The following is a 22,419-nucleotide window of genomic DNA, read 5'->3' on the forward strand; positions in this document are numbered from 1 at the left end:
AAGAGCATGTCTTCAAGTCTGGCCACAGTTGCATACATCGGCGCAACCATTTTGTTTATTCTGAGCCTCGGCGGCTTGTCCAACCAGCAAACCGCATTACGCGGCAACCTCTACGGCATGATCGGCATGACGCTGGCGGTGCTGGCCACGGTGTTCGGCCCCCAAGTGACGTGGGCCGGTATACCCTGGATCATTGGCGCCATGCTGGTCGGCGGCTCTGTCGGTCTGTACGCGGCTCGCACGGTTCAGATGACGCAAATGCCCGAGCTGGTGGCACTGATGCACAGCATGGTGGGTCTGGCCGCGATGCTGGTCGGAATTGCCACCTTCATCGATCCGACAGCCTCCTTCCATTGGGCCGATGGCCAGGGCATGCCCTTGTCTTCTGCCGAGGAATCCATCCACAGGATTGAAATCTATATAGGCATCCTGATTGGCGCGGTGACTTTTTCAGGCTCCATCGTGGCATTTGGCAAACTCTCTGGCCGTATCGGTGGCAATCCTCTGCTGTTACCGGGACGTCATTGGTTGAACCTGGTCGGCCTGCTTGTGGTGATCTGGTTTGGTCGTGAGTTCATCAACGCCAACACCATTGCTGACGGCATGCTGCCCTTGATCGTGATGACCGTGATTGCCTTGCTCTTTGGCATTCACATGGTGATGGCCATCGGTGGTGCCGATATGCCGGTGGTGGTGTCCATGCTTAACAGCTACTCGGGTTGGGCCGCTGCGGCCACCGGCTTCATGCTGTCAAATGACCTGCTGATCGTGACCGGTGCGCTGGTCGGCTCCAGTGGCGCGATCCTGTCCTACATCATGTGCAAGGCGATGGCCCGTAGTTTCATCAGCGTGATCGCCGGTGGTTTCGGTACTGCCAGTGCGGCGCCGAAGCCGACTGGTGACGGCGCCCAACCGGCCGGCGAGGTCACCCCGATCAGTGCCACCGAGACGGCCGAACTGCTGCGTGAAGCCAAGAGCATGGTCATCGTTCCGGGCTATGGCATGGCGGTGGCGCAGGCGCAGCATACGGTCTTCGAGATCACCAAATTTCTGCGTGAGAAGGGTGTCAACGTGCGCTTTGGCATCCATCCGGTGGCGGGCCGCATGCCGGGCCACATGAACGTGTTGCTGGCCGAGGCCAAGGTGCCTTACGACATTGTGTTCGAAATGGATGAATTGAACGATGACTTCCCCAAAACCGATGTGGTCATGGTTATTGGCGCCAACGACATCGTCAACCCAGGTGCCCAGGATGACCCAAGCAGCCCGATTGCCGGTATGCCGGTGCTCGAAGTCTGGAAGGCCAAGACCTCGATCGTCATGAAGCGCAGCATGGCCAGTGGCTACGCGGGCGTGGACAACCCGCTGTTCTACAAGGAAAACAACCGCATGTTGTTTGGCGATGCCAAGAAGATGCTCGACGAGGTGCTGACGGCTTTGCGCGCCTGATCTTCATAGCGCACTTCAAAGAGGCCCTGCGGGGCCTCTTGCTTTTGCAGCGCCGGGCGCCTAATAAATGGCGGGCTCGCCCGGGGGTCTGTCCTTAAATCGCTTGTGCACCCAATAATACTGATCCGGCATGGTGTCAATATAGGTTTGCAGGCGGGCATTCATGAACGCCGTGTCTGCTACCAGATCGTTCGTCGGGAAGTTTTCCCAGGCTGGAAAAACCTGCACCTCATAGCCTTCGGTGGTCATGCGCGTCACCACGGGGACGACCTTGGCGCGACCCAGGCGGGCAAAGCGCGACAGCGATGGCACGGTGGCCGCACTGATGCCATAAAACGGGACAAACAGCGATTCTTGCGGGCCAAAGTTCATGTCGGGCAACAAGTAGAGTGGCTCGCCGTGGCGCAGTGAGGTCACGATGGCTTTGACGCCATCGATCCGGCCAAAGAGTGTGATGGCCCCAAAGCGCTGGCGACCCTCGCGTATCCAGGCATCCACCACTTTGTTCGACTGGTTGGTGTAGATGGTGGTGATGTGGAGCGACAACTGTTGCATCAGCGCCGTCCCGCCGGCGTCCATGCCGACAAAATGCGGCGCAAAAATGACCACGGGACCCGAACCTGTGAGTTGGTTTGTTGCGCCGGTGATCTTCAAGCGGGCGCGCACGGTAATGGGCGAGCCGTGCCAAAGCCAACTTCGATCCAGCCAGGCCTGGGCGACGCGCACAAACACCCGGCGCGACAGGGCGCGCACCTGCGCTGCATCAAGATGTGGGAAGCACAGACGCAGGTTGGCCTGGACCACGTGCCTTCGCGACGCCACAATCCCATACAAGACCCAGCCCAGCAGCGTACCCAGGGCACGCACCCAGGCCAAGGGCAAAGGAGCCATCGCACGCATCAGAAAAAGCAGAAATCGGGTTCCCATGGGTCGAATTGATGAAAGGCGTCATGCAAGGGTGCGCGGTGTCTTGTAGCGCGCATAGCCCCATAAATACTGTTGCGGGCAATGTAACACCAGCATTTCCATGACGTGGTTGATGGCACTGACCGCATCGGGCAGTGTCGCCGGCAGTTCAAGCGCCAGGGGTTGCACATGCACCCGGTAACCGCGCCCCCATCGCAGGCGCTCACCCCAGGTCAGCAGCACGCAGGCGCCTGTCTGCTGCATCAGGCGCACCGACAGAGTCATGGTGTAGGCCTCGCGGCCAAAAAATGGCGCCATCACGCCCATTCCCTGGGGTGGCACCTGATCAGGCAGCAAGGCAACTGCCTCGCCATGTTTGAGCGCTTTGATCAACTGTTTGACGCCGGAAAGGCTGGTGGGTGCTGTCAACAAGCCCGGCCGCTGTCGCGACTCAGCGACCAACGCGCGCAACCAGGGCTGGCGCGGCGGGCGATACAGCACCGTCACAGGCGTGCCCGCTTGCCCGAAGCGCTGCGCATAGGCTTGCGCCGCGATCTCGAAGCAGCCCATATGGGGTGTCAAAAATATCACTCCCCGCCCTTGCGCCAGCGCCGCTTCCACAAGGCCAGCGCCGTCCCATTGCACGGGTACGGGGCGGCCAAGCCACAGACGGGGCAGTTCTGCTGCCAACTTGCCCGCCTCGCCGACGGCGCCCAACCATTGCCGCCAGCCCAGGCCCGCGAGTTGCGTATTTTCTAGAAAGCGCTGGCGGTAAATGGGCGAAAGCAGGAACACCATCCAGCCCAAGGCAGCACCTGCGCCATGTAACAGCCATAAAGGCCAAGCTGACAACAATTTGAAAAGGGTGATCATGCGTGAGATAAAATACCAGTGTCGCTGAGTTACGGAACTACTTGCAGGGCGACACACAAGAGCTCCCATGGGCGCATTGTGCCTTGTCAAACCAAGGACAAATCTGCTAAAGCGTTCGCTGAAAGCCCAAAAAAGCAGAAGCAACGCGCAACGGTTGTTAACTTTTCTGAAGGGCTTTTTATCATGGCGAACGACTTTCTATTTACCTCCGAATCTGTCTCCGAAGGTCACCCCGACAAGGTGGCTGACCAAATTTCTGACGCCATTCTGGACGCGGTTTTCAAACAGGATCCCAAATCGCGCGTGGCGGCTGAAACCCTGTGCAACACCGGCCTGGTTTTGCTGGCCGGTGAAATCACCACCAACGCCAATGTCGATTACATCCAGGTCGCTCGCGACACGCTCAAGCGCATCGGTTACGACAACACCGACTACGGCATCGACTACAAGGGTTGTGCCGTGCTGGTGGCCTACGACAAGCAGAGCAACGACATCGCCCAGGGCGTGGACCACGCCTCTGATGACCACCTCAACACGGGCGCTGGTGACCAGGGTCTGATGTTCGGTTACGCCTGCAACGAAACCCCCGAGCTGATGCCCGCGCCCATTTATTACGCCCACCGCCTGGTCGAGCGCCAGGCCCAATTGCGCAAAGATGGCCGTCTGCCTTTCCTGCGTCCGGACGCCAAGAGCCAGGTCACCATGCGCTATGTGGATGGCAAGCCGCATAGCATCGACACCGTGGTGCTGTCGAGCCAGCATGCGCCTGAGATGAGTTTGGGCGATCGCATGACCGATGCGTTTTATGAGGCCATCCGCGAGGAGATCATCAAGCCGGTGCTGCCCGGGGAGTGGCTCACGGCCGACACCAAGTACCTGATCAACCCGACCGGCCGTTTTGTCGTGGGTGGCCCGCAGGGCGACTGCGGTCTGACCGGGCGCAAAATCATCGTTGACACCTACGGCGGCGCCTGCCCGCATGGTGGCGGTGCCTTCAGTGGCAAAGACCCGACAAAAGTAGACCGCTCCGCCGCTTATGCCGCCCGCTATGTGGCCAAGAACATTGTGGCCGCTGGACTGGCGCGGCAATGCCAGATTCAGGTTGCCTACGCCATCGGCGTGGCCAAACCGATGAACGTGACGATCTACACCGAAGGTACAGGTGTGATTCCGGATGACGAAATTGCAGCCTTGGTACATCGGCATTTTGACCTGCGTCCGCGCGGCATCATTCAAATGCTGGATTTGTTGCGCCCGATCTACGAAAAGACCGCCGCCTACGGCCACTTTGGCCGCGAAGAACCCGAGTTCACCTGGGAGCGCACCGACAAAGCCCAGGTGTTGCGTGAAGCTGCGGGCTTGTGAAGCGCGCATGAACCTCTTGAAGCAAGCGTCCCCCAGCTTTGCTGAAGGATGCTTGCTCCGGATCAGCGATCGGTCTCGCTTTGCTGGCAGGCACCCGGGTGTGCCCATTGCCACAGCAGCGTTGCCACCTCGTCGATGCCTTGGCGTTTGGTGGCTGAAAACAAGCGCACTTCACCACCGCCAGCCTGCAGCTTCATGATCGACAGCGCCTTGCTTTGTTCGGCGCGGGTGAGTTTGTCGGCCTTGGTCAGAATCACCAGAAATTTCAGACCTTCTTCGACGCGCGGACGCACCACATCCAGTAACACTTCGTCGAGTTCGGTGAGGCCGTGGCGCGGGTCGCACATCAGCACAATCGCCTTCAGGTTTTCGCGCGTCACCAGATAGTTGGCCATGACCTGTTGCCAGCGTATCTTGTCCTGCTTGGGAACCGCCGCGTAGCCGTAACCGGGCAGATCAGCCAGTACCGCGTCAGTCACGCCCTGCTTGCCCAAGGAAAACAGGTTGATGTGCTGGGTGCGCCCGGGTTTTTTCGAGGCAAAGGCCAGTTGCTTTTGCTGGGTCAGGGTGTTGATGCAGGTGGATTTGCCGGCGTTGGAGCGGCCCACAAACGCAATCTCAGGCACATCCAAAGGCGGCAAAAAATGCAATTGCGGCGCGGTGGTAAGAAATTTGGCGGTGTGGAGCCAGCCCAAAGCGATGATCGGGCTAACCGTTTGGGGAGCGTCCTCGCTGGCTGCAGAAGCGTTCGGAACAGGGGCGCTGGGTAGAATTGTCATGGGGTGCAATCTGTTGAATTGAGCCATTGTAGAATTGCAGGGTTTTCCCCCACTATCAACTGATTTGTCCACCTATGAAGCTGATTGCCTTATTTACCGTAGCCGCCGCCTTGTCCGCCACTGTTTTTTCAAGTGTCGCGAGTGAAGCCGCAGCTTCGGCCAAACCGGACCTGGCCAAAGGTGAAGCCAGTTTTGCGGGTGTCTGCGCCGCTTGCCACGCGCCTGATGGCAATTCGTTGATCCCGGTGAACCCCAAGCTGGCGCAGCAGCACCCCGAATACCTGATCAAGCAGCTCACCGAGTTCAAGGCCGGCAAGCGCGAAAACGCGATCATGAATGGCATGGCGGCTGCGCTGAGCGAAGATGACATGAAAAATATCGCCTACTGGGTGAGCAGCAAGAAAGCCACCCCCGGTGCTGCCAAGGAAAAAGAGCTCGTGATGTTGGGCGAAAAAATTTACCGCGGCGGCATTGCGGACCGCCAGATCCCGGCCTGCGCGGGTTGCCACAGTCCCAATGGTGCCGGCATCCCGGCGCAATACCCGCGTTTGAGCGGCCAGCACGCCGATTACGCCGTGGTTCAGTTGACCGCCTTCAGGGACGGCGTGCGAAAAAACAGCCTGCAAATGACCCAGGTTGCTGCCAAGCTCAATGACCGTGAAATCAAGGCAGTGGCCGATTACATTGCCGGACTGCGCTGATTTACGGTTCCATTCTTCAAAAAGAGGCGGGTTGTTTCAAGCAACCCGCCTCTTTTTTTGCCGCCAGCCTTACCTGTAGCCGCGCTCCCTGACGGTCATATTTTCCAGATGCAGCAGGTTTTTGTAAGAACGCCTATCCTCGGCCGACAAAGGCACAAAGGAAACCGCCATGCTCATCAAAACCAATGCCCAAGACCTTGTTCATTCCGTGTCCAGCGAAATCACCTCAAAGGCTGCCTACCAATCGCGCCGCGACCTGATTCGGTTGATGGCCACCGGCGTGGCGGGTGCCACGATGGCTTCATGGGCGGCGCGCGAAGCCCTGGCTCAAGCCTGGACGCCACCCGGGCAACAGGCCGCATTGTCACGCGGCAAAACATCGGTGAGCGGCGCCTTGACCATGGAAAAAGTGACCGCGTACAAAGATGCCAGCACGTACAACAATTTCTATGAGTTCGGCACCGACAAGGCCGATCCCGCCAGAAACGCCCACACGCTCAAGACCAGTCCCTGGACGGTGGAGATTGAAGGCCTGATCAAGAAGCCAGGTCGGTTCGCCCTGGAAGACTTGCTCAGGCTCAGCGCGCAGGAAGAGCGCATTTATCGCCTGCGATGCGTCGAGGGCTGGTCGATGGTGATTCCGTGGGTGGGCTATTCACTGTCTGAGCTGATCAAAAAAGTGGAGCCGCTGGGCGGCGCCAAGTACGTCGAGTTTGTCACCCTGGCCGATCCCAAGGCCATGCCGGGCGTGGGCAACCGGGTGCTGGACTGGCCTTATGTGGAGGGCCTGCGCATGGACGAGGCGATGCATCCGCTCACGCTGCTGGCGTTTGGCATGTATGGCGAAGTGCTGCCCAAGCAAAGCGGTGCGCCCTTGCGGCTGGTGGTGCCTTGGAAATACGGATTCAAGAGCGGCAAGAGCCTGGTCAAAATCCGCTTTACCGACAAGCGGCCAGCCACTGCCTGGAACAACGCCGCAGCCAATGAGTACGGCTTTTATTCCAACGTCAACCCCAACGTGGATCACCCGCGCTGGAGCCAGTCCACTGAGCGCCGCATTGGCGAAGACGGCTTGTTTGCCAAAAAGCGCAAGACGCTGCTGTTTAACGGCTATGAGGCGCAAGTGGGCCAGTTGTACGCCGGCATGGACTTGAAAAAATACTTTTGATGCAGGGCCGCGTGGGCAAGCTTGCCAAGCCGCTGGTGTTCGCCGTGGCCTTGCTGCCCTTTGTATATTTGCTGTGGGCCGCGGTATTTGGCCAATTGGGCGCCAACCCAGCCGAGGCCTTGGTGCGCTCCACTGGCGACTGGACCCTGCGCATGCTGTGCGTGGTGCTGGCGGTCACACCTTTGCGGGTGCTCACCGGCAACCCGGCGTTGGCGCGCTTTCGCCGTATGCTGGGCCTGTTTGTTTACTTTTACGCGCTGCTGCATCTGCTCAGCTACAGCGGCTTCGATATGGCGTTCGAGCTTGCCGACATCGCCAACGACATTGCCAAGCGGCCCTTCATTTTGGTGGGCTTCACGGCATTCGTATTGCTCACCAGTTTGGCGCTGACCTCGTTCAACCGGGCCATCAAGGCCTTGGGCGCCAAAAGCTGGCAACGCCTGCACAAGGCGGTTTACGCGGTGGCCGGTCTGGCCATCCTGCATTTTTTCTGGATGCGTGCCGGCAAAAACGACTTTGCCGAGGTGGCTGTGTACGCCGCCGTGCTGGCGGTCTTGCTGGGTTGGCGCTTGTGGCGTTACCTGGCAATGGTCGCTGCCAGCGGCAAGCGCTCCAGTCGCATTTGATCCGCGTAGCTTTCACGCTCGCGAATCAGGTGGGCATGGCCGCCTTCCACCAGCACTTCGGCGGCGCGATTGCGCGTGTTGTAGTTGCTCGCCATGCTCATGCAGTAGGCGCCCGCCGACAGCACCGCCAGCAGGTCGCCCTGCTGCACGGCTAAATTGCGGTCATGGCCGAGCCAGTCGCCGCTCTCGCAGATCGGGCCGACCACTTCCCAGGTTTCTTCGGGGGCGCTGCGTGGCTTGACCGGCACGATCTGCTGATAAGCCTGGTACATGGCCGGGCGCGGCAGGTCATTCATGGCGGCATCGACGATGCAAAAGTTCTTTTGCTCCCCCGGTTTGAGGTACAGCACCTCGGTGAGGCACACGCCCGCATTGCCCACCAGCGAGCGGCCGGGTTCGATCATCAGCGCGCGCTGGCCAAAACCACGGGCATCGAGTTTGGCCAGCAGTTTGGCCCACAGTTGGTCGGCTTCTGGCGGGGTTTCGCCGTTGTAGTCGATGCCCAGGCCGCCGCCCAGGTCGATGTGGTGAATCGGCACACCTGCGGCCTCAATGGCCTGCACCAGGTCGAGCATGCGGTCCATGGCATCCAGATACGGCGCCTCCTGGATAATCTGCGAGCCAATGTGGCAGTCGATGCCTTCGATGCGCAAGCCGGGCAGGGCGTCCGCGCGCTGGTAGGTTTGCACCACGCGCTCATGCGCAATGCCAAATTTGTTGCCCTTCAGGCCGGTGGAAATGTAGGGATGGGTTTGCGGGTCCACATTGGGGTTGACGCGGATGCTCACTGGCGCTTGCCGGCCCAGGCTTAGAGCGACCTCGTTGAGCACTTCCAGTTCGGCTTCGCTCTCCACATTGAAGCAGCCAATGCCCGCTTGCAGCGCCGCGCGCATCTCGGCGCGGGTTTTGCCCACACCGGAAAAGATGATGCGGCTGGCTTGCCCGCCTGCGGCCAGCACACGTGTCAGTTCGCCCAGCGACACCACATCGAAGCCACAACCTTCCTGGGCAAACAGCTGGATCACGCCCAGTGTGGAGTTGGCCTTCATGGCATAGCAAATCTGCACCTTGCGCCCGGCAAAGCCGCGCTGGTAAGCCGCTAGGGCAGCCATCATGGCGGCTTTGGAATAAACAAACAAGGGCGTGCCGAACTGCTGCGCCAAGGCGTTCAAGCTGGCTTCCTCCAGAAAAAGTTCATCGCCACGGTAAGCAATGTGGGGCTGGCCCGGTAAGCGTTTGGAACTCATTGATGTTGAGGGGCTGAGGCGGGGAGTGCCGGTTGCAGGGTGGTTTCGGTAGTGCCGGTGGGTGGCAACAAGGATTCAGGCGGGGTGGCACGCTGGACGGCGCCGGCTGGCGGCAAATAAAGCGGCCCCTGCTGGCCGCAGGCGATCAGACCCGCACTGGCACCAAGGGCAAAGGTGCGCACTAGAATTTGGGGAATCAACAGCATGGTGAAATTGTAATGACTGACTCAGAATTCATGGATCGCGCGGAACTGGTGCTCAAGGCCGTCGAGGCCAGTTGCGACCGCATCAATGATGAAACCTCCGCTGACATCGACAACCAGCGCACCGGCGGCATGATCACCTTGGCGTTTGCCAATCGCAGCCAGATCGTCATCAACCAGCAAAAGCCTTTGCACGAAATCTGGCTGGCTGCCCGATGCGGCGGTTTTCATTACTATTTCGATGGCAAACAATGGATGGACACCAAAGGCCAGGGCGAGTTTTTTGCATCTCTGTCCCGCTATGCAAGCGAGCAGGCCTGCCAGGCGCTGACGTTTGCCCCCTGATGCCGGGGCTTATCTGAACAAATCCAGAATCTTGTTTTTTTCATCAGCCGCTGGCAAGGGGATGATCAGGGGTTTGCCCGGGTCGGACCCGTCATTCAAGCCCAAATTGGTGATGCCGGCATTGCCGGCATATTCTTCGTAAAACCATTCGCCGCCCAGGTTGTTCACGCCCGCAGGTACTGAATATTCCATCACCGGGACATTCTTTAAGGCCTGAGCCATGAATTCGATCCAAACGGGCAGGCTCAATCCGCCGCCAGTTTCGCGCGAGCCAAGTTTTCTGGGCGTGTCGTAACCAATCCAGGTGATGGCTGTCAGCGTCGGTTGGTAGCCGGCAAACCAGGCATCCATCGAATCATTGGTGGTGCCCGTCTTGCCATACAAGTCAGGACGTTTGAGCGTGGCTTGAGCTGAAGCTGCCGTCCCTGAGCGGGTGACTTCCTGCAACAAACTTCCCATGATGAACGCATTGCGAGCGGCGATGGTGCGCATCGACTCGTCCAAGGCGGGCGTTGGCGTCTGCGTGAGCACTTTGCCTCTTTGATCGGTCACCCGGCTGATCAGCCAGGGGTTGACACGGTAGCCGCCATTGGCAAACACCGAGTAAGCGCTGGCCATTTGCATGGGGGTGACCGAGCCGGCGCCGAGCGCCATGGTCAGGTAAGCAGGGTGTTTGTCGGCATCGAAGCCAAAGCGCGTCACCCAGTCCTGCGCGTTCTGGGCGCCCACCGTTTGCAAAATGCGGATCGAAACCATGTTTTTGGACTTGGCCAGGCCGCGTCGCATGGTCATGGGCCCTTCAAATTTGCCGTCGTAGTTTTTCGGCTCCCATGGCTGGCCGCCGGTCACGCCGGCATCAAAAAACATGGGGCCGTCGTTGACGATGGTGGCGGGCGTCACACCGGACTCCAGCGCGGCCGAGTAAATGAACGGCTTGAAACTCGAACCCGGTTGACGCCAAGCCTGGGTGACATGGTTGAACTTGTTTTTTTCAAAATCAAAACCGCCGACCAACGCCTTGATCGCGCCGTTGCGCGGGTCCAGCGCCACAAAGGCGCCTTCCACTTCCGGCAACTGGGTGATTTCCCAGGCTTTCTTCGGCGTTTGCACCACACGGATCACCGCGCCCCGGCGAATCCTGATGTTGGCGGCAGCCTTGTCGGACAAGCCTGACTGGGCTGGTTTGAGTCCCTCCCCGGTGATCTCGATGATTTCGCCGTTTTGCCGGATAGCCTGGATTTTCTTGGTCGAGGCAGCCAGCACCACGGCCGCCATCACGTCGCCATTGTCTGGATGCTCTTGCAGCACTTCGTCAATCACGTCATCCATGGCCTGTTGATCAGAAGGCAGACTGGCAAATAGTTCTGGTCCGCGATAAACCTGGCGCCGCTCATAGTTCATGATGCCGCGTCGCAAGGCTTTGTAGGCAGTGTCCTGCTGCGTCGTGCTGAGCGTGGTGTACACGTTCAGGCCCCGGGTGTAGGTGTCCTCGCCGTACTGGGCAAACATCAATTGCCTGGCCGTTTCGGCGGCGTATTCAGCATGCACCCCGGTGTTGTCAGAATTGGACTTCACTTTCAGCGGCTCGCGCTTGGCTGCATCAGCCTGTTCGGCGGTGATAAAGCCGTTTTCCAGCATTCGTTCAATGATGTAAAGCTGGCGCGACCTGGCGCGCTTGGGATTGTTGATCGGGTTGTAGGCGGAAGGGGCTTTGGGCAAGCCGGCCAGCATGGCTGCCTCGGAGACTGTGATGTCTTGCAGCGATTTGCCAAAATAGGCCTCAGCGGCTGCAGCAAAGCCATAGGCCCGGTTGCCCAGAAAAATCTGGTTCATGTAGATTTCAAGAATCTGGTCCTTTGTGAGCAAATGTTCCAGCTTGAAGGTCAACAATATCTCATAAATTTTCCGGGTGTAGGTTTTCTCGGATGTCAGGTACACGTTGCGCGCCACCTGCATGGTGATGGTCGATGCGCCCTGGCTTTTGATGCGCCCCAGATTGGCCAGCGCGGCCCGCAAAATGCCTTTGTAGTCCACGCCACCGTGTTCATAAAACCGGGCATCTTCAATGGCCAGAACGGCATCCTTCATCACTTTCGGGATGTCCCGGATGGGCGTGAGCTGGCGGCGCTCTTCACCAAACTCACCGATCAGTGTGCCCTCTGCAGAAAAAATGCGCATGGGCAACTTGGGTCGATAGTCTGACAAATCCGAAATGTCAGGCAGATTTGGAAAAGCCACTGCCATGGCGATGCCCACCAACAGCACCAGGGTCATGATCCCGGCCAACACCAGTCCGCCAGCCCATAAAACCAGTCTGATCGCCCAATGCTGGGCTGATCGCCCGGATTTGGCGGATGCTGATTTCGACTCTGCGGAAGATGAGTGAACGGTCATAAAAAATGGTCAATGAAACTTGGTCGCAATAAAAATCAGGATAGTTGCCTTGCTGAGGTTAGCATCCCGCCAAGGGAGCCGAAGCAAGATTTGCTTCCGTGTCTTGTGATTTTCCACGAGATGCGCTTTTTTTTCTGGTTTGGCGTCTATATTTGACAACATCGAGTTTTGTATAAAAGCGGAATTTCTTTACGCCACAACAATCTTGCTGATAGCATTCATGTGACTTCTTAAGTGTTGAATTGATTTTTCTTTCTTGTTTGGGGAATTGTGTTGATTTCTTTGAGATCATTGTTTAGCCAACGACTTGCACCATTGCTGGGCTTGGATATCGGCAATTCCAGCGTCAAGCTCGTGGAGTTGGGCCAGGACAAGGAAGGCAATCTGGTGGTGGAAGCCTGCGCCGTTGTGCCTCTTGAGGGCGGATGGATCAAAGACGGCAACATTGAAAACTTTGATGCCGTTGCCGAAGCCGTGCGTCGCCTGATCAAAATCAGTGGGATCAAAACCAAAAATGTTGTCATGGCTTTGCCACCTTCGTCGGTCATCACCAAAAAAATCGTTCTGCCGGGCGGCATGACCGACCAGGAACTGGAGATGCAGGTCGAGTCCGAAGCCAATCAGTACATCCCCTTCCCACTGGACGAAGTCAGTCTTGACTTTTGCATTTTGGGTCCCAGTGCAAGCTCCAAAGGTGATATCGAGGTGTTGATCGCCGCTTCGAGGCGCGAAAAAGTGCAGGACCTGCAGGGCATGGCTGAAGCCACCGGGCTCAAGCCCGTGATTGTGGATGTCAAGTCGTATGCCTCCCGACTTGCTGCCAGCCGTTTGATTGCCAACATGCCTGAACATTCTGCTGACAGCGTGGTGGCCTTGTTCGAAGTCGGGTCCCTGACCACAAGCATGCAGGTGATGCGCAATGACGAGGTGCTATATGACCGCGAACAGGCCTTTGGCGGCTCCCAATTGACGCAATTGATTGTGTTGCAGTATGGTTTTTCGTATGAAGAAGCCGAAATCAAAAAATGCAGGGGCGAGTTGCCGCCGGATTATGAAGCAGCTGTTCTGAAACCTTTTCTAGAGAGTCTGGTGCAGGAAATCAGCCGTGCGCTTCAATTCTTTTTTACCAGCACCACGCACAACAAGGTGGATCTGGTGATGTTGGCAGGCGGTTCGGCCAGTTTGGCTGGCTTGACGGCCATGGTGACCAAACAATCCGGCTTCCCGTGCATGATTGCCAATCCGTTCCAGGGAATGCGCGTTGCAGAGGGCGTCGGGAAGAAAAGATTGGCGCATGAGGCCTCTTCCTACCTGACGGCTTGTGGCTTGGCTTTGCGGAGGTTTTTGCAGTGATTTTGATTAACCTGCTTCCGCATCGGGAAATTGCCCGAAAACACAGAAAAGAACAGTTCACGCTGGCTTTGGGTTTGTCTGTTTTGTTGGGGATCTTTCTGGCTGTCCTGGTTTTTGCATGGTTCGAGGCGCAAATCTCCAATCAGCAGGATAAAAACCAGATGCTGCAAACCGAGATCACCAAGTTTGACGCACAGATCAAGGACATTGCTGGCCTGGAGGCTGAAATTGCAGCCTTGCTGGCACGCCAGCAGGCCGTCGAAAATTTGCAGGCTGACCGCAACACGCCCGTGCATCTTTTGACGGAGCTTGTGAAACAACTGCCCGAGGGGGTTTACATCAACTCCTTGCAACAAAATGGCCAAAATGTGGTCTTGCTGGGCGTTGCACAGTCCAATGAGCGGGTGTCGGAATTGTTGCGTAACCTTGCCAACAATTCCACGTGGCTTGCCAGCCCCGAGTTGGTGGAAATCGTGGCAGGTACCGCCAGTCTGTCCGCGCGCGACGTGCGTCGTGTTTCCAACTTCCAGATCAGAGTCAAGCTGAGGCGCGCCAGCGAGGCGCCCAAGACGCCCGCCAGCCAGTTGCCTGCTCAAAAATCTTCAATGCCCGCATCTGATGCGGTGGCGCGGTAAAGGTGGGCACGATGGCCAAGAATCTCAACATCGATGTCGATTTCAAGGGACAGCTTGACGCCTTTGCCGGGCAGTTTCGCAATCTGGACAGCAGAGACCCGTCCAGCTGGCCCTTGGTGCCCCGCTTCGCCGTGTTTGTTGCCCTGGCGGCCGCCTGCCTGGTGGCGTTATGGTTTGCCTGGCTGGCTGATGTCAAAGAAGAACTTGTCCAGGCGCAAGCATCGGAACTCAAGTTGCGCGACGAATACAAAGTCAAGCTGGCCAAGGCTGTCAACCTTGAAGCGCTGAAAAAGCAGCGGGAGCAGGTACTTCAGTACGTGACCCAGCTCGAGAAGCAATTGCCCAGCAAGGCTGAAATGGACGCCTTGCTGTCTGACATCAACCAGTCGGGATTGGGCCGTAGTCTGCAGTTCGAACTGTTTCGGCCAGGTCAGGTGGTGATCAATGACTACTATGCCGAGCTTCCCATTGCGCTGCGCGTCACCGGGCGCTATCACGATATGGGTGCTTTCGCCTCGGATATTGCCAATTTGTCGCGCATTGTCACGCTCAACAATCTGGTCATCGCATCGGCCAAGGAGGGCACACTGACCATGAACGTGACCGCCAAGACCTTCCGCTATCTCGACATCAATGAGATCAATGCCCAGCGCAAAGCCACTGCCAAACCCAAGCTGGCTAAATGATCATGAAGCTGTTTAAAACTGCTGTTCTATTTGGGGTTATCGGGCTTTTGACTGCTTGTGGCTCTTCCTCGCGTGACGAGTTGAGCCGGTGGATGGCAGAGCAAAAGGCCCAAACGCAACCCAATATCAAACCGGTCTCGGCGCCCAAACCGTTCAAGCCGGAAAGTTATCAACTGTTTACAGAGATTGATCCGTTCAGCAAACAGAAGCTCATCATGGTGCTGAGCAAAGAAGCCAGCCAGGCTGGTGCCACGAGTGCCTTGATTGCGCCGGAGCTGGCGCGACGCAAAGAGCCGCTGGAAGAATTCCCGCTAGACACCATGACCCTGGTGGGCAGCATGGTGCAGGACAAGAAGCCGGTGGGCCTGGTGAAAGTCGGCCCACTCCTGTATCAGGTCAAGCTGGGCGACCATTTGGGGCAAAACTACGGCAAAGTAGTCAAAATTGTCGAAAACGAAGTCATCTTGCGCGAAATCGTGCAGGATGCCGTGGGTGAGTGGATAGAGCGCACAGCCAGTTTGCTGTTGCAAGAGAGGTCAAAATGAAAAATCGCCATATTGGTTGGACAGGTCGCTGGTGGCAACAGTTGGCACTCGGCTTGAGTTTGCTGCTGACGTCAGCCCTGGCGCAGGCCCAGGTGGCCATCGAGTCGGTTTCCGGCACGGTGCAAAGTGGCGTCGAAGTGGTCAAGATCGACCTCAGTGATACGCTCACCACGCCGCCTACCGGCTTTACCATCCAATCGCCGGCTCGAATTGCGCTCGATTTTCCCAACGTGACCAGCGCCATCGGGCGCTCCACAGTCGAGGTCAACCAAGGCAACCTGCGCACGGTCAGCGTGGTGCAGGCTGGCAACCGCACCCGTGTGGTGCTGAACCTCAAGCAAGCCACCACCTACAAAACCCAATGGCAAGGCAAGTCGCTGCTGGTGCTGCTGGGTGCCCTGGCAGAGTCAAGCCCGGCGCCGACAGCCCAGAAGTTTGCCGAAAACCAGAGCCGCGATGTGCAGCCCCTGCGCGACCTTGATTTCAGGCGCGGCGATGAAGGCTCGGGCCGTGTCGTGGTGACCTTACCCAACAGCCAGGTCGGCGTGGACGTGCGCCAGCAGGGCCAGTTGCTGGTGGTCGAATTCATGAAGACCAGCCTGCCCGAAGGCCTGCGCAGACGCCTTGATGTGAATGACTTCGGCACCCCCATCAAAACCATCACCGCCACCCAGACGGGCGACCGGGTGCGCATGGAAATCGAGCCAACGGGCGTGTGGGTGCACAGTGCCTACCAGACCGATGAGCAGTTTGTGCTGGAGGTCAAGCCCGTCAAGGTAGATCCCACCAAGCTGACACAGGGTCCGGGATACAGCGGTCAAAAGTTGTCCCTCAATTTCCAGAATATCGAAGTGCGTTCACTGCTGCAGGTGATTGCCGACTTCACCAATTTCAATATTGTGACTTCCGACTCAGTCACCGGCGGCGTTACCTTGCGACTCCAGGATGTCCCATGGGACCAGGCGCTGGACATCATTTTGCAGGCCAAGGGTTTGGGCATGCGCAAACACGACAACGTCATCTGGATTGCGCCCAAGGAAGAAATCATTGCCAAGGAGAAACTGGAGCTCGAATCCAAAGCCGCGACACTCGTCCTGGAACCGCTGCGGACCGAAACCTTTCAGATGAGTTATGCCAAGGCCGAAGACATTGCCAGACAATTGACCGGCGCCGGTGGCGGCGATAAAAGCGCCGGACGCGCACTCAGCGCGCGCGGCAACGCCACCGCTGATCCCCGTACCAATCTTCTTTTTGTGACCGATGTGCCGTCCCGGCTCGAGCAGGTGCTTCTGCTTCTGCAAAAGCTCGATGTTTCGGTGCGCCAGGTCATGATCGAGGCGCGCATCGTTGAGGCAACGGAAGATTTTGGCAAATCCCTGGGTGTCAAGTTCGGCGCCACCGACCTCAGGGCACAGCAGGGCGGTGACGGTGGTTACCGGATATCTGGAAACAATCGGGCGGCAATCGGTACCAGTTACAGTGATGCGGTTGCCTCAAGCGGTGCCGGCGGCAGTGCTAACTTGTCAGGCAATTTTGTTAATTTGCCCGCTGTCGGTGCTCTGGGCCAGACCCCGGCAACCTTTGCCGTCTCCATTTTCAATGCGGTCGCCAATCGATTCCTGAATCTGGAGATTTCTGCGCTGGAGGCCGACAGCAAAGGCCGGGTCGTGTCGAGCCCGCGTGTAGTGACCGCGGATGGCAAGCAGGCGACCATCAAACAGGGTGAACAAATTCCCTACCTCAACTGTTCCGGTGGCTCGAGCTCCACCTGTACCACTGAATTCAAGGATGCCTCTCTCAAGCTCCAAGTCACGCCGCGGATCACCCCTGAGGGAACCATCATCATGGACCTGGATGTCAGCAAAGATTCGCGGGGCGTGGATACCAATGCCGGCCCCGCTATCAACAATAAAAATATTGTGACCCAAGTGCTGGTTGACAATGGCGGGACTGTCGTGATTGGCGGAATTTTTGAAATTGTCGAGTCCAACGATTCGGCCAAGGTACCCTGGTTTGGGGATTTGCCGGGAGTCGGTAATTTGTTCAAAAATAATTCCAGAACACAGACCAAACGGGAACTTCTTGTATTTGTTACGCCGCGGATCATTACCGAAAAGGCAGTACGGTAGTGGTATGCATCCTAATAATCGTTAAGGCAATAATTGTATGAAGTTCATTAAATATTTAGCGGTGCTTTGGCTGACATTGACTTTGGCGGCTTGTGGCGGTGGCGGCGGGTCGCCGGGCTTGCCGTCTGGCGTCAGCACGCCATTGATCACGACAGCACCCGCCAGCCTCACGGTGGCGGTGGGCGCGGTGCATCAATACATGATTTCAGGTGGCAAGGCACCCTACCAGGTCTCAAGTAGCAATGAACAGGTTTCAGCAGCCAGTGTGAGCAATGCCAGCCTGACGATCAGCGGCATTGCAAGTGGCTCAGCCAGCATTGTGGTCAGTGACGCCAGCGGGCAATCGACCGTGCTGGCTGTCTCGGTAGAAAATCTTTATGCGCTGTACACAACTGCGCCGTCCAGTTTCACGATTGCCAAAGACACCCAGCGCCTCTTCACCGTTGGCGGGGGAGTTCCTGGCTACATTGCGGAGTCTTCCGACACGCGGATTGTGGCGGTAACGCTCTCGGGCTCCACCATGAGTATTCGCGGTGTGGCGGCTGGTTCTGCCAGTGTTTTGATTCGTGATAAAGCCAACAGTCTGGTCACCTTGACTGTGACCGTGGGCGGTGACAGCCCACTGGGTTTGTTTACTTCAGCGCCAGCCAGTCTGACCGTCGCCAAAGGTACCCAGAGCACCTATTCCGTGGGCGGTGGCGTGCCAGGCTACGCGGTTGAATCAAGCGACCGCCGGATTGCGACGGTTTCATTAACCGGCAACAGCATGGTCATTTACGCTGCCGATTTTGGCTCGACCACGATCACGATTCGTGATGCAGCGGGGTCAACCCTGTCGGTTGCATTGACTGTTGCACCAAGCTCGCCGGGCGAGCTGTTCACCTCAGCGCCAAGCGCTCTGTTTATGGGTACAGGAAGTTCGCTCAGTTACCTGGTCAGCGGTGGGGCGCAGCCGTATTATTTTTCCAGCTCGGATGCCAGGGTGGTTACCGGCAGTATCAGTGGTTCCTCGCTCACCATTACCGCGTTGATGGCGGGTTCAGCCATATTGCAGATTGCCGATGCCACTGGCGCCAAGTTGCAGATTGTGGTCACTGTTGACGGCACCAACATAGGCACTGGCGGTCCTGCCTTCATTGAAATACTTCCTTCAAGCAATTCGTTGCCGTCAGCCGTGGGCTCCAAGGTCACATTTGTGGTCACGGTGAAAGATGCTGTCAACACCGCCGTTCCCAACCAGATCGTCACTTTCACGGCGAATTCAGGCACCTTGACGGGCGCCAATCCGTCACCCATGACCGATGCGAACGGCACCATCTCCACCATCAGTTTGTCGCCGGGCGCTGATCTTTCCAACAGAATCATCACGGTCACGGCAACAGCGGGTGCTGTGACCAAGTCGATCAACATTCCGGTGGTGGGCACGGCGGTATCCATTTCCGGACCCGGATCAACCCTGATCGGCGCGCCGCCGGTGGCCTACACCGCCAAAGCCGTCGATTCCGGTGGCAACCCGATAGCCGGGGCCTCGCTGACGGTGACGTCGGCAACCGGTAACACCGTGTCGCCCTCGGTGCTGACCACCGATCTGGCCGGTGCGGCATCTTTCAACCTCACTCCGCTCGTGCCCGGCACAGACACTTTAACGGTGACCGGCCTGGGCGCTTCAGCGACCGCTAGTGTTGCCGTCAGCAATGAAGATTTTTCCTTTACTGCGCCCCTGACTGCGGCCAATTTGGTGGTGAACACGCCAAACGTGGTAACCGTTCGGTACCGGGTTGGCGGCGTTGGTGTGGCAGGTCAGACAGTGACCTTCAGCACGACCCGCGGCGTATTGACGTCGTCAACGGTGATCACTGATATCAACGGCAATGCGTCCACTTTCGTCTCGTCCACGACTGCCGGGCCGGTCACGCTGTCGGCGCAGCTTGGCACGGCACGCAGCAGTGTCACGGCGGCGTTCATCGCCACCATACCGGCCAGCATCGTGTTGCAGGCCAATCCGAATGCCTTGGTACCCAATCCGGTGGGGAGCACCGCGAGCCAAAGCACCCTGTCAGCCACGGTGCGGGATGCGACCGGTAACCCGGTGTCAGGGCAGGTGGTCAATTTCACCGCCATTCAGGACGGCAGCAACGGCTCCATCGTGCCGGGTTCTGGCACAACAGATGCCAATGGGATGACCTCGGTCCAGTTTATCCCCGGCGCCTTGTCCACTGCGGCGAACGGCGTGCTGCTGCGTGCCACGGTGCAATCCGCGCCAGGCATCTTTGCCGATGCAACGCTGACGGTCAATGGCGACGCGCTCTTTATCTCCATAGGCGTTGGCAGTACCTTGACGGTGCTCGATGCCGCTACCTACGAAAAGAACTTCTCGGTCTATGTCACCGATGCCAACGGCGTGGCGGCGGCCAGCCGCTCGGTGACGATTTCTGCCTACCCTCCGACCTACAGGAAGGGCTATTTGGTGGGCCCTGGTAGTGCTACGACACCTTGGACATATTTTGGTACGCCAACCACCTGTGCCAACGAAGATATCGATCGCAACGGTATTCTGGGCGGCGGCGAGGACATCAACGGCAACGGTATTCTTGATCCGGGCCTGCCGGTGGTGCTCTCCCCGTCCAACCTGACCACTGATGCCAATGGCTACGCCACGTTCAAGATGCGTTACGGCAAGAACTACGCTTTGTGGTTGACCACGCAAGTCAGCGCGCGGGCGCTGGTGGGGGGCACAGAGTCGTCCAGAACGGTCACCTATGATCTTGAGATGTTGTTTTCTGATGCGACGAGTCCAGCGACGCCCGCAAATGTGACCAGTCCGTTTGGTATAGCAACGCTCTGCACCAATCCGAATTGATCGTTTCCCTTATCGGCCTGCCCGGCTCAGGCAAATCCACCGTCGGGCGGCAACTCGCCCGGCGGCTGCAACTTCCCTTCTTCGACTCCGACCATGTGATCGAGCAGCGGCTGGGTTGCTCGATTCGCGAGTATTTCGAGCGCGAGGGTGAAGACCGCTTTCGCGATCTCGAAGCCGCGGTGATCGACGAACTCACCCAAAGCCCCGAGGGCGTGTTGTCCACCGGTGGCGGTGTCGTGTTGCGGCCCGAAAACCGGCACCATTTGCACGACCGCAGCAAAGTGATTTACCTCAATTCGTCGCCCGACGAATTGTTTCGCCGTTTGCGCCACGACAAACATCGCCCGCTGCTGCAAGTGGCCGACCCGCTGCAGCGCCTGCGCGACCTCCACGCCCAGCGCGACTTGTTATACCGTGAAACCGCGCACATTCAGGTCGAAACCGGCCGCCCTTCGGTGGCGGCCCTGGTCAACATGATCCTGATGCAGTTGGAGTTGGCGGTTTAGGCACCGCTCATCCGCCAAATTCGACCTTTTGTCATTCAATCGTTCCTCATCGCCGATGCGTCGATTAAATTTAGCCGATGGCGCTGGGGCGGCAGCGAGAATCATTGCGGCAATGCATTATTTTGCAGAATGGCAAGCTTATTTCAGTGTTGGCAATACAGGTGAAATGACATGAGATTCCATAAAAATGGCGGCTTTACCCTCATCGAGTTAATGATCACGGTGGCCGTTGTCGGCATTCTTGCCGCAGTTGCCCTGCCGTCCTACAACGAGTATGTGATTCGCGGACGTCTCGTGGATGCGCACAATGGTCTTGCCACCGGGCGAGTGCGCGCAGAGCAGTTTTTTCAGGACAACCGAACATATGTGGGCATGCCCTGTCCCGCGGCGAACCCCAATATTCCTTTTACGTTCACTTGTACTGGCCTGACAACAACCGCCTACACGATCACCGCCACCGGGTCAGGCGTTACCAGCGGTTTTGTCATGACGGTCGATCAAGCCAACGTCCAGGCCACAACGGGCGCGCCTTCTGGCTGGGCCACCCCCGCCACCTGCTGGGTGATGCGCAAATCGGGCTGCTGATGCCACTTTTGCCGGCACGACACAAGGCCAATTCATGACCGCACTTTCCAGACCCCAAAATGGTTTCACCATGATCGAGCTGGTCGTGGCCATGGCAGTGCTGGGGATTTTGATGGCCATCGCCATGCCTTCCTTTGTCGAAACCATGGGCAACTCGCGCATTCGTTCTGTCGCCGAGTCGGTTACCAGCGGCTTGCAGTTCGCCCGGTCCGAGGCGGTGCGCAGAAACGAAAAAATCCGGTTCAGTCTTGACAGCAGCACCGGCAACTGGACCGTCCGGCGCTCTGCCGATAACACATGTGTGTTTGACGGAGATGTGCTGCAAACCAGGGCAACAACTTCGAGCAGCACCGCCGTCGTGGTCACTACCTTTTCAGACGTTCCGGCCACCGCCGCCACCACAGCGCAGGTTTATGTGTATGGCCCCAACGGCTCACAGGCTCAGGATTGCATGGACGCTGTTGAACAGTTTGTCGCGTTGCGTATCGACTCCAGTTCACTTGCCGCAGATGACAGTCGTGATTTACGCCTCGTTGCACCGCCTGTTGGCCGTGCCCGGCTGTGTGATCCCCACGTGACAACGGGGGATACCCGTGAGTGCCCCACTTCATGATCAGAAAGTGCCTGATGATCCAACGGAAATCCATTGATGTACTGTCGCCGCGCCGGCGGCATGGCCAGCGCGGTGTCGGGATGATTGAAGTGCTGGTGGCCATCCTGCTGGTCAGTTTTGGCATTCTGGGGCTGGTCGGTTTGCAAGGTGGCAGCATTGGCCTCGTCAGTGACACCCGCTACCGCACCGAGGCCACTGCCTTGGCCGACGCGCTGCTGGCCCGGTTGTGGCTTGAAACTGGCGCTGACAATGTGCTGCCGGCCTATGTCGCGGACAACACCTTGTTGCCAGCCGATTGGCTGGAAGAGGTGAATCGGTTGCCGGGTGCCACTGCAAACCCGCCAACGCTGGCCGCCAGTGCCGGGGTGGTGACGCTGACCGTCCGCTGGCAGCCGCCCGAGGGCCGCGTCAGCAACTACCAGGTGGTGACGACGGTCACCAAACAATAAAC

At 58.1% G+C, this 22,419-nt stretch carries 22 protein-coding genes; 16 read left to right on the forward strand and 6 right to left on the reverse strand.

The annotated features are described in order from the left end of the window. The first annotated feature begins 6 nt into the window (after window positions 1-6). Complete coding sequence (gene pntB / locus PHF15_RS09545) at window positions 7-1,449, forward strand: Re/Si-specific NAD(P)(+) transhydrogenase subunit beta (protein WP_300120618.1); 1,443 nt, start codon at window positions 7-9, stop codon at window positions 1,447-1,449. A 60-nt stretch (window positions 1,450-1,509) separates the two neighbouring features. Here the strand turns inward: pntB and PHF15_RS09550 are convergent, their stop codons facing one another. Then, window positions 1,510-2,376 carry a lipid A biosynthesis acyltransferase gene (locus tag PHF15_RS09550; RefSeq protein ID WP_300120620.1) on the reverse strand — a complete coding sequence of 289 codons (867 nt, stop codon included), beginning with the start codon at window positions 2,374-2,376 and terminating at the stop codon, window positions 1,510-1,512. A gap of 21 nt (window positions 2,377-2,397) precedes the next feature. Beyond that, window positions 2,398-3,228 (reverse strand): lysophospholipid acyltransferase family protein, encoded by an 831-nt coding sequence (locus tag PHF15_RS09555; RefSeq protein ID WP_300120622.1) that lies wholly within the window; start codon window positions 3,226-3,228, stop codon window positions 2,398-2,400. Between the two features lie 183 nt (window positions 3,229-3,411). Between PHF15_RS09555 and metK the strand changes: the two genes are divergently transcribed. Next, on the forward strand, window positions 3,412-4,593 hold the full coding sequence (metK, locus tag PHF15_RS09560) for a methionine adenosyltransferase (protein ID WP_300120624.1): 1,182 nt from the start codon (window positions 3,412-3,414) through the stop codon (window positions 4,591-4,593). Between the two features lie 62 nt (window positions 4,594-4,655). Here the strand turns inward: metK and yihA are convergent, their stop codons facing one another. Next, window positions 4,656-5,294: a ribosome biogenesis GTP-binding protein YihA/YsxC gene (gene yihA / locus PHF15_RS09565; RefSeq protein ID WP_300120760.1), complete on the reverse strand. Its 639-nt coding sequence runs from the start codon at window positions 5,292-5,294 to the stop codon at window positions 4,656-4,658. A 152-nt stretch (window positions 5,295-5,446) separates the two neighbouring features. On the opposite strand from yihA, the gene PHF15_RS09570 reads away from it, so the two are divergent. From PHF15_RS09570 to PHF15_RS09580, 3 genes are all read left to right on the forward strand, one after another. Further along, the gene (locus tag PHF15_RS09570) at window positions 5,447-6,073 is read left to right on the forward strand and encodes a c-type cytochrome (RefSeq protein WP_300120625.1); all 627 of its coding nucleotides are present in this window, start codon (window positions 5,447-5,449) and stop codon (window positions 6,071-6,073) included. Window positions 6,074-6,242: 169 nt separating this feature from the next. Then, the gene (msrP, locus tag PHF15_RS09575; protein WP_300120626.1) at window positions 6,243-7,241 is read left to right on the forward strand and encodes a protein-methionine-sulfoxide reductase catalytic subunit MsrP; all 999 of its coding nucleotides are present in this window, start codon (window positions 6,243-6,245) and stop codon (window positions 7,239-7,241) included. Beyond that, complete coding sequence (locus tag PHF15_RS09580) at window positions 7,241-7,867, forward strand: protein-methionine-sulfoxide reductase heme-binding subunit MsrQ (RefSeq protein WP_300120628.1); 627 nt, start codon at window positions 7,241-7,243, stop codon at window positions 7,865-7,867. The genes msrP and PHF15_RS09580 overlap by 1 nt, the downstream gene beginning before the upstream one ends. Here the strand turns inward: PHF15_RS09580 and lysA are convergent. Together lysA and PHF15_RS09590 are read right to left on the reverse strand one after the other, a co-directional pair. Next, window positions 7,819-9,114 carry a diaminopimelate decarboxylase gene (lysA, locus tag PHF15_RS09585; RefSeq protein ID WP_300120630.1) on the reverse strand — a complete coding sequence of 432 codons (1,296 nt, stop codon included), beginning with the start codon at window positions 9,112-9,114 and terminating at the stop codon, window positions 7,819-7,821. The two genes, PHF15_RS09580 and lysA, sit on opposite strands and share 49 nt — an antisense overlap. Then, window positions 9,111-9,320 carry a lipoprotein gene (locus tag PHF15_RS09590; protein ID WP_300120631.1) on the reverse strand — a complete coding sequence of 70 codons (210 nt, stop codon included), beginning with the start codon at window positions 9,318-9,320 and terminating at the stop codon, window positions 9,111-9,113. The genes lysA and PHF15_RS09590 overlap by 4 nt, the downstream gene beginning before the upstream one ends. Window positions 9,321-9,332: 12 nt before the next feature. Between PHF15_RS09590 and cyaY the strand changes: the two genes are divergently transcribed. Next, window positions 9,333-9,662 carry an iron donor protein CyaY gene (cyaY, locus tag PHF15_RS09595; protein ID WP_300120633.1) on the forward strand — a complete coding sequence of 110 codons (330 nt, stop codon included), beginning with the start codon at window positions 9,333-9,335 and terminating at the stop codon, window positions 9,660-9,662. Window positions 9,663-9,671: 9 nt separating this feature from the next. Here the strand turns inward: cyaY and PHF15_RS09600 are convergent, their stop codons facing one another. Continuing rightward, window positions 9,672-11,936 carry a penicillin-binding protein 1A gene (locus PHF15_RS09600; protein ID WP_300120634.1) on the reverse strand — a complete coding sequence of 755 codons (2,265 nt, stop codon included), beginning with the start codon at window positions 11,934-11,936 and terminating at the stop codon, window positions 9,672-9,674. Window positions 11,937-12,329: 393 nt separating this feature from the next. Here PHF15_RS09600 and PHF15_RS09605 point away from each other — a divergent pair, with 393 nt between their 5' ends. The 10 genes from PHF15_RS09605 to PHF15_RS09650 all read left to right on the forward strand — a co-directional run bounded on the left by PHF15_RS09605 (window position 12,330) and on the right by PHF15_RS09650 (window position 22,417). After that, window positions 12,330-13,409, forward strand: coding sequence for a pilus assembly protein PilM (locus tag PHF15_RS09605; protein ID WP_300120635.1), 1,080 nt, complete (start codon window positions 12,330-12,332; stop codon window positions 13,407-13,409). After that, entirely contained in the window at window positions 13,406-14,044 is a 639-nt protein-coding gene (locus tag PHF15_RS09610; RefSeq protein ID WP_300120637.1) for a PilN domain-containing protein, read from the forward strand. Before PHF15_RS09605 ends, PHF15_RS09610 begins: the two co-directional genes overlap by 4 nt. A gap of 11 nt (window positions 14,045-14,055) precedes the next feature. Beyond that, window positions 14,056-14,730, forward strand: a complete 675-nt coding sequence (locus tag PHF15_RS09615; RefSeq protein ID WP_300120639.1) for a type 4a pilus biogenesis protein PilO — start codon at window positions 14,056-14,058, stop codon at window positions 14,728-14,730. After that, window positions 14,727-15,275, forward strand: coding sequence for a pilus assembly protein PilP (locus PHF15_RS09620; protein ID WP_366520597.1), 549 nt, complete (start codon window positions 14,727-14,729; stop codon window positions 15,273-15,275). The genes PHF15_RS09615 and PHF15_RS09620 overlap by 4 nt, the downstream gene beginning before the upstream one ends. Beyond that, complete coding sequence (locus PHF15_RS09625; RefSeq protein WP_300120641.1) at window positions 15,272-17,404, forward strand: type IV pilus secretin PilQ; 2,133 nt, start codon at window positions 15,272-15,274, stop codon at window positions 17,402-17,404. The genes PHF15_RS09620 and PHF15_RS09625 overlap by 4 nt, the downstream gene beginning before the upstream one ends. A 37-nt stretch (window positions 17,405-17,441) precedes the next feature. After that, entirely contained in the window at window positions 17,442-20,264 is a 2,823-nt protein-coding gene (locus tag PHF15_RS09630) for an Ig-like domain-containing protein (RefSeq protein WP_300120643.1), read from the forward strand. Further along, window positions 20,261-20,770 (forward strand): shikimate kinase, encoded by a 510-nt coding sequence (locus tag PHF15_RS09635; protein WP_300120645.1) that lies wholly within the window; start codon window positions 20,261-20,263, stop codon window positions 20,768-20,770. The genes PHF15_RS09630 and PHF15_RS09635 overlap by 4 nt, the downstream gene beginning before the upstream one ends. Window positions 20,771-20,941: 171 nt before the next feature. Further along, entirely contained in the window at window positions 20,942-21,355 is a 414-nt protein-coding gene (locus PHF15_RS09640; RefSeq protein WP_300120646.1) for a type IV pilin protein, read from the forward strand. Window positions 21,356-21,389: 34 nt separating this feature from the next. After that, window positions 21,390-21,968 carry a GspH/FimT family pseudopilin gene (locus PHF15_RS09645; protein WP_300120648.1) on the forward strand — a complete coding sequence of 193 codons (579 nt, stop codon included), beginning with the start codon at window positions 21,390-21,392 and terminating at the stop codon, window positions 21,966-21,968. Between the two features lie 14 nt (window positions 21,969-21,982). Further along, entirely contained in the window at window positions 21,983-22,417 is a 435-nt protein-coding gene (locus PHF15_RS09650; protein WP_300120650.1) for a prepilin-type N-terminal cleavage/methylation domain-containing protein, read from the forward strand. Window positions 22,418-22,419 lie beyond the last annotated feature (2 nt).

The organism is Rhodoferax sp. (assembly GCF_028689295.1).
Taxonomy (GTDB): domain Bacteria; phylum Pseudomonadota; class Gammaproteobacteria; order Burkholderiales; family Burkholderiaceae_C; genus Rhodoferax.

Excerpts from the sequence above, each read along its gene's own strand:
- PHF15_RS09555 (WP_300120622.1), bottom strand. The coding sequence starts at position 3,228 with ATGATCACCCTTTTCAAATTGTTGTCAGCTTGGCCTTTATGGCTGTTA.
- PHF15_RS09600 (WP_300120634.1), bottom strand. The coding sequence starts at position 11,936 with ATGACCCTGGTGCTGTTGGTGGGCATCGCCATGGCAGTGGCTTTTCCA.
- PHF15_RS09625 (WP_300120641.1), top strand. The coding sequence starts at position 15,272 with ATGAAAAATCGCCATATTGGTTGGACAGGTCGCTGGTGGCAACAGTTG.
- PHF15_RS09570 (WP_300120625.1), top strand. The coding sequence starts at position 5,447 with ATGAAGCTGATTGCCTTATTTACCGTAGCCGCCGCCTTGTCCGCCACT.
- PHF15_RS09640 (WP_300120646.1), top strand. The coding sequence starts at position 20,942 with ATGAGATTCCATAAAAATGGCGGCTTTACCCTCATCGAGTTAATGATC.
- PHF15_RS09615 (WP_300120639.1), top strand. The coding sequence starts at position 14,056 with ATGGCCAAGAATCTCAACATCGATGTCGATTTCAAGGGACAGCTTGAC.
- lysA (WP_300120630.1), bottom strand. The coding sequence starts at position 9,114 with ATGAGTTCCAAACGCTTACCGGGCCAGCCCCACATTGCTTACCGTGGC.
- pntB (WP_300120618.1), top strand. The coding sequence starts at position 7 with ATGTCTTCAAGTCTGGCCACAGTTGCATACATCGGCGCAACCATTTTG.
- PHF15_RS09580 (WP_300120628.1), top strand. The coding sequence starts at position 7,241 with ATGCAGGGCCGCGTGGGCAAGCTTGCCAAGCCGCTGGTGTTCGCCGTG.
- msrP (WP_300120626.1), top strand. The coding sequence starts at position 6,243 with ATGCTCATCAAAACCAATGCCCAAGACCTTGTTCATTCCGTGTCCAGC.
- PHF15_RS09590 (WP_300120631.1), bottom strand. The coding sequence starts at position 9,320 with ATGCTGTTGATTCCCCAAATTCTAGTGCGCACCTTTGCCCTTGGTGCC.
- metK (WP_300120624.1), top strand. The coding sequence starts at position 3,412 with ATGGCGAACGACTTTCTATTTACCTCCGAATCTGTCTCCGAAGGTCAC.
- cyaY (WP_300120633.1), top strand. The coding sequence starts at position 9,333 with ATGACTGACTCAGAATTCATGGATCGCGCGGAACTGGTGCTCAAGGCC.
- PHF15_RS09630 (WP_300120643.1), top strand. The coding sequence starts at position 17,442 with ATGAAGTTCATTAAATATTTAGCGGTGCTTTGGCTGACATTGACTTTG.
- PHF15_RS09650 (WP_300120650.1), top strand. The coding sequence starts at position 21,983 with ATGATCCAACGGAAATCCATTGATGTACTGTCGCCGCGCCGGCGGCAT.
- PHF15_RS09645 (WP_300120648.1), top strand. The coding sequence starts at position 21,390 with ATGACCGCACTTTCCAGACCCCAAAATGGTTTCACCATGATCGAGCTG.
- PHF15_RS09620 (WP_366520597.1), top strand. The coding sequence starts at position 14,727 with ATGATCATGAAGCTGTTTAAAACTGCTGTTCTATTTGGGGTTATCGGG.
- PHF15_RS09550 (WP_300120620.1), bottom strand. The coding sequence starts at position 2,376 with ATGGGAACCCGATTTCTGCTTTTTCTGATGCGTGCGATGGCTCCTTTG.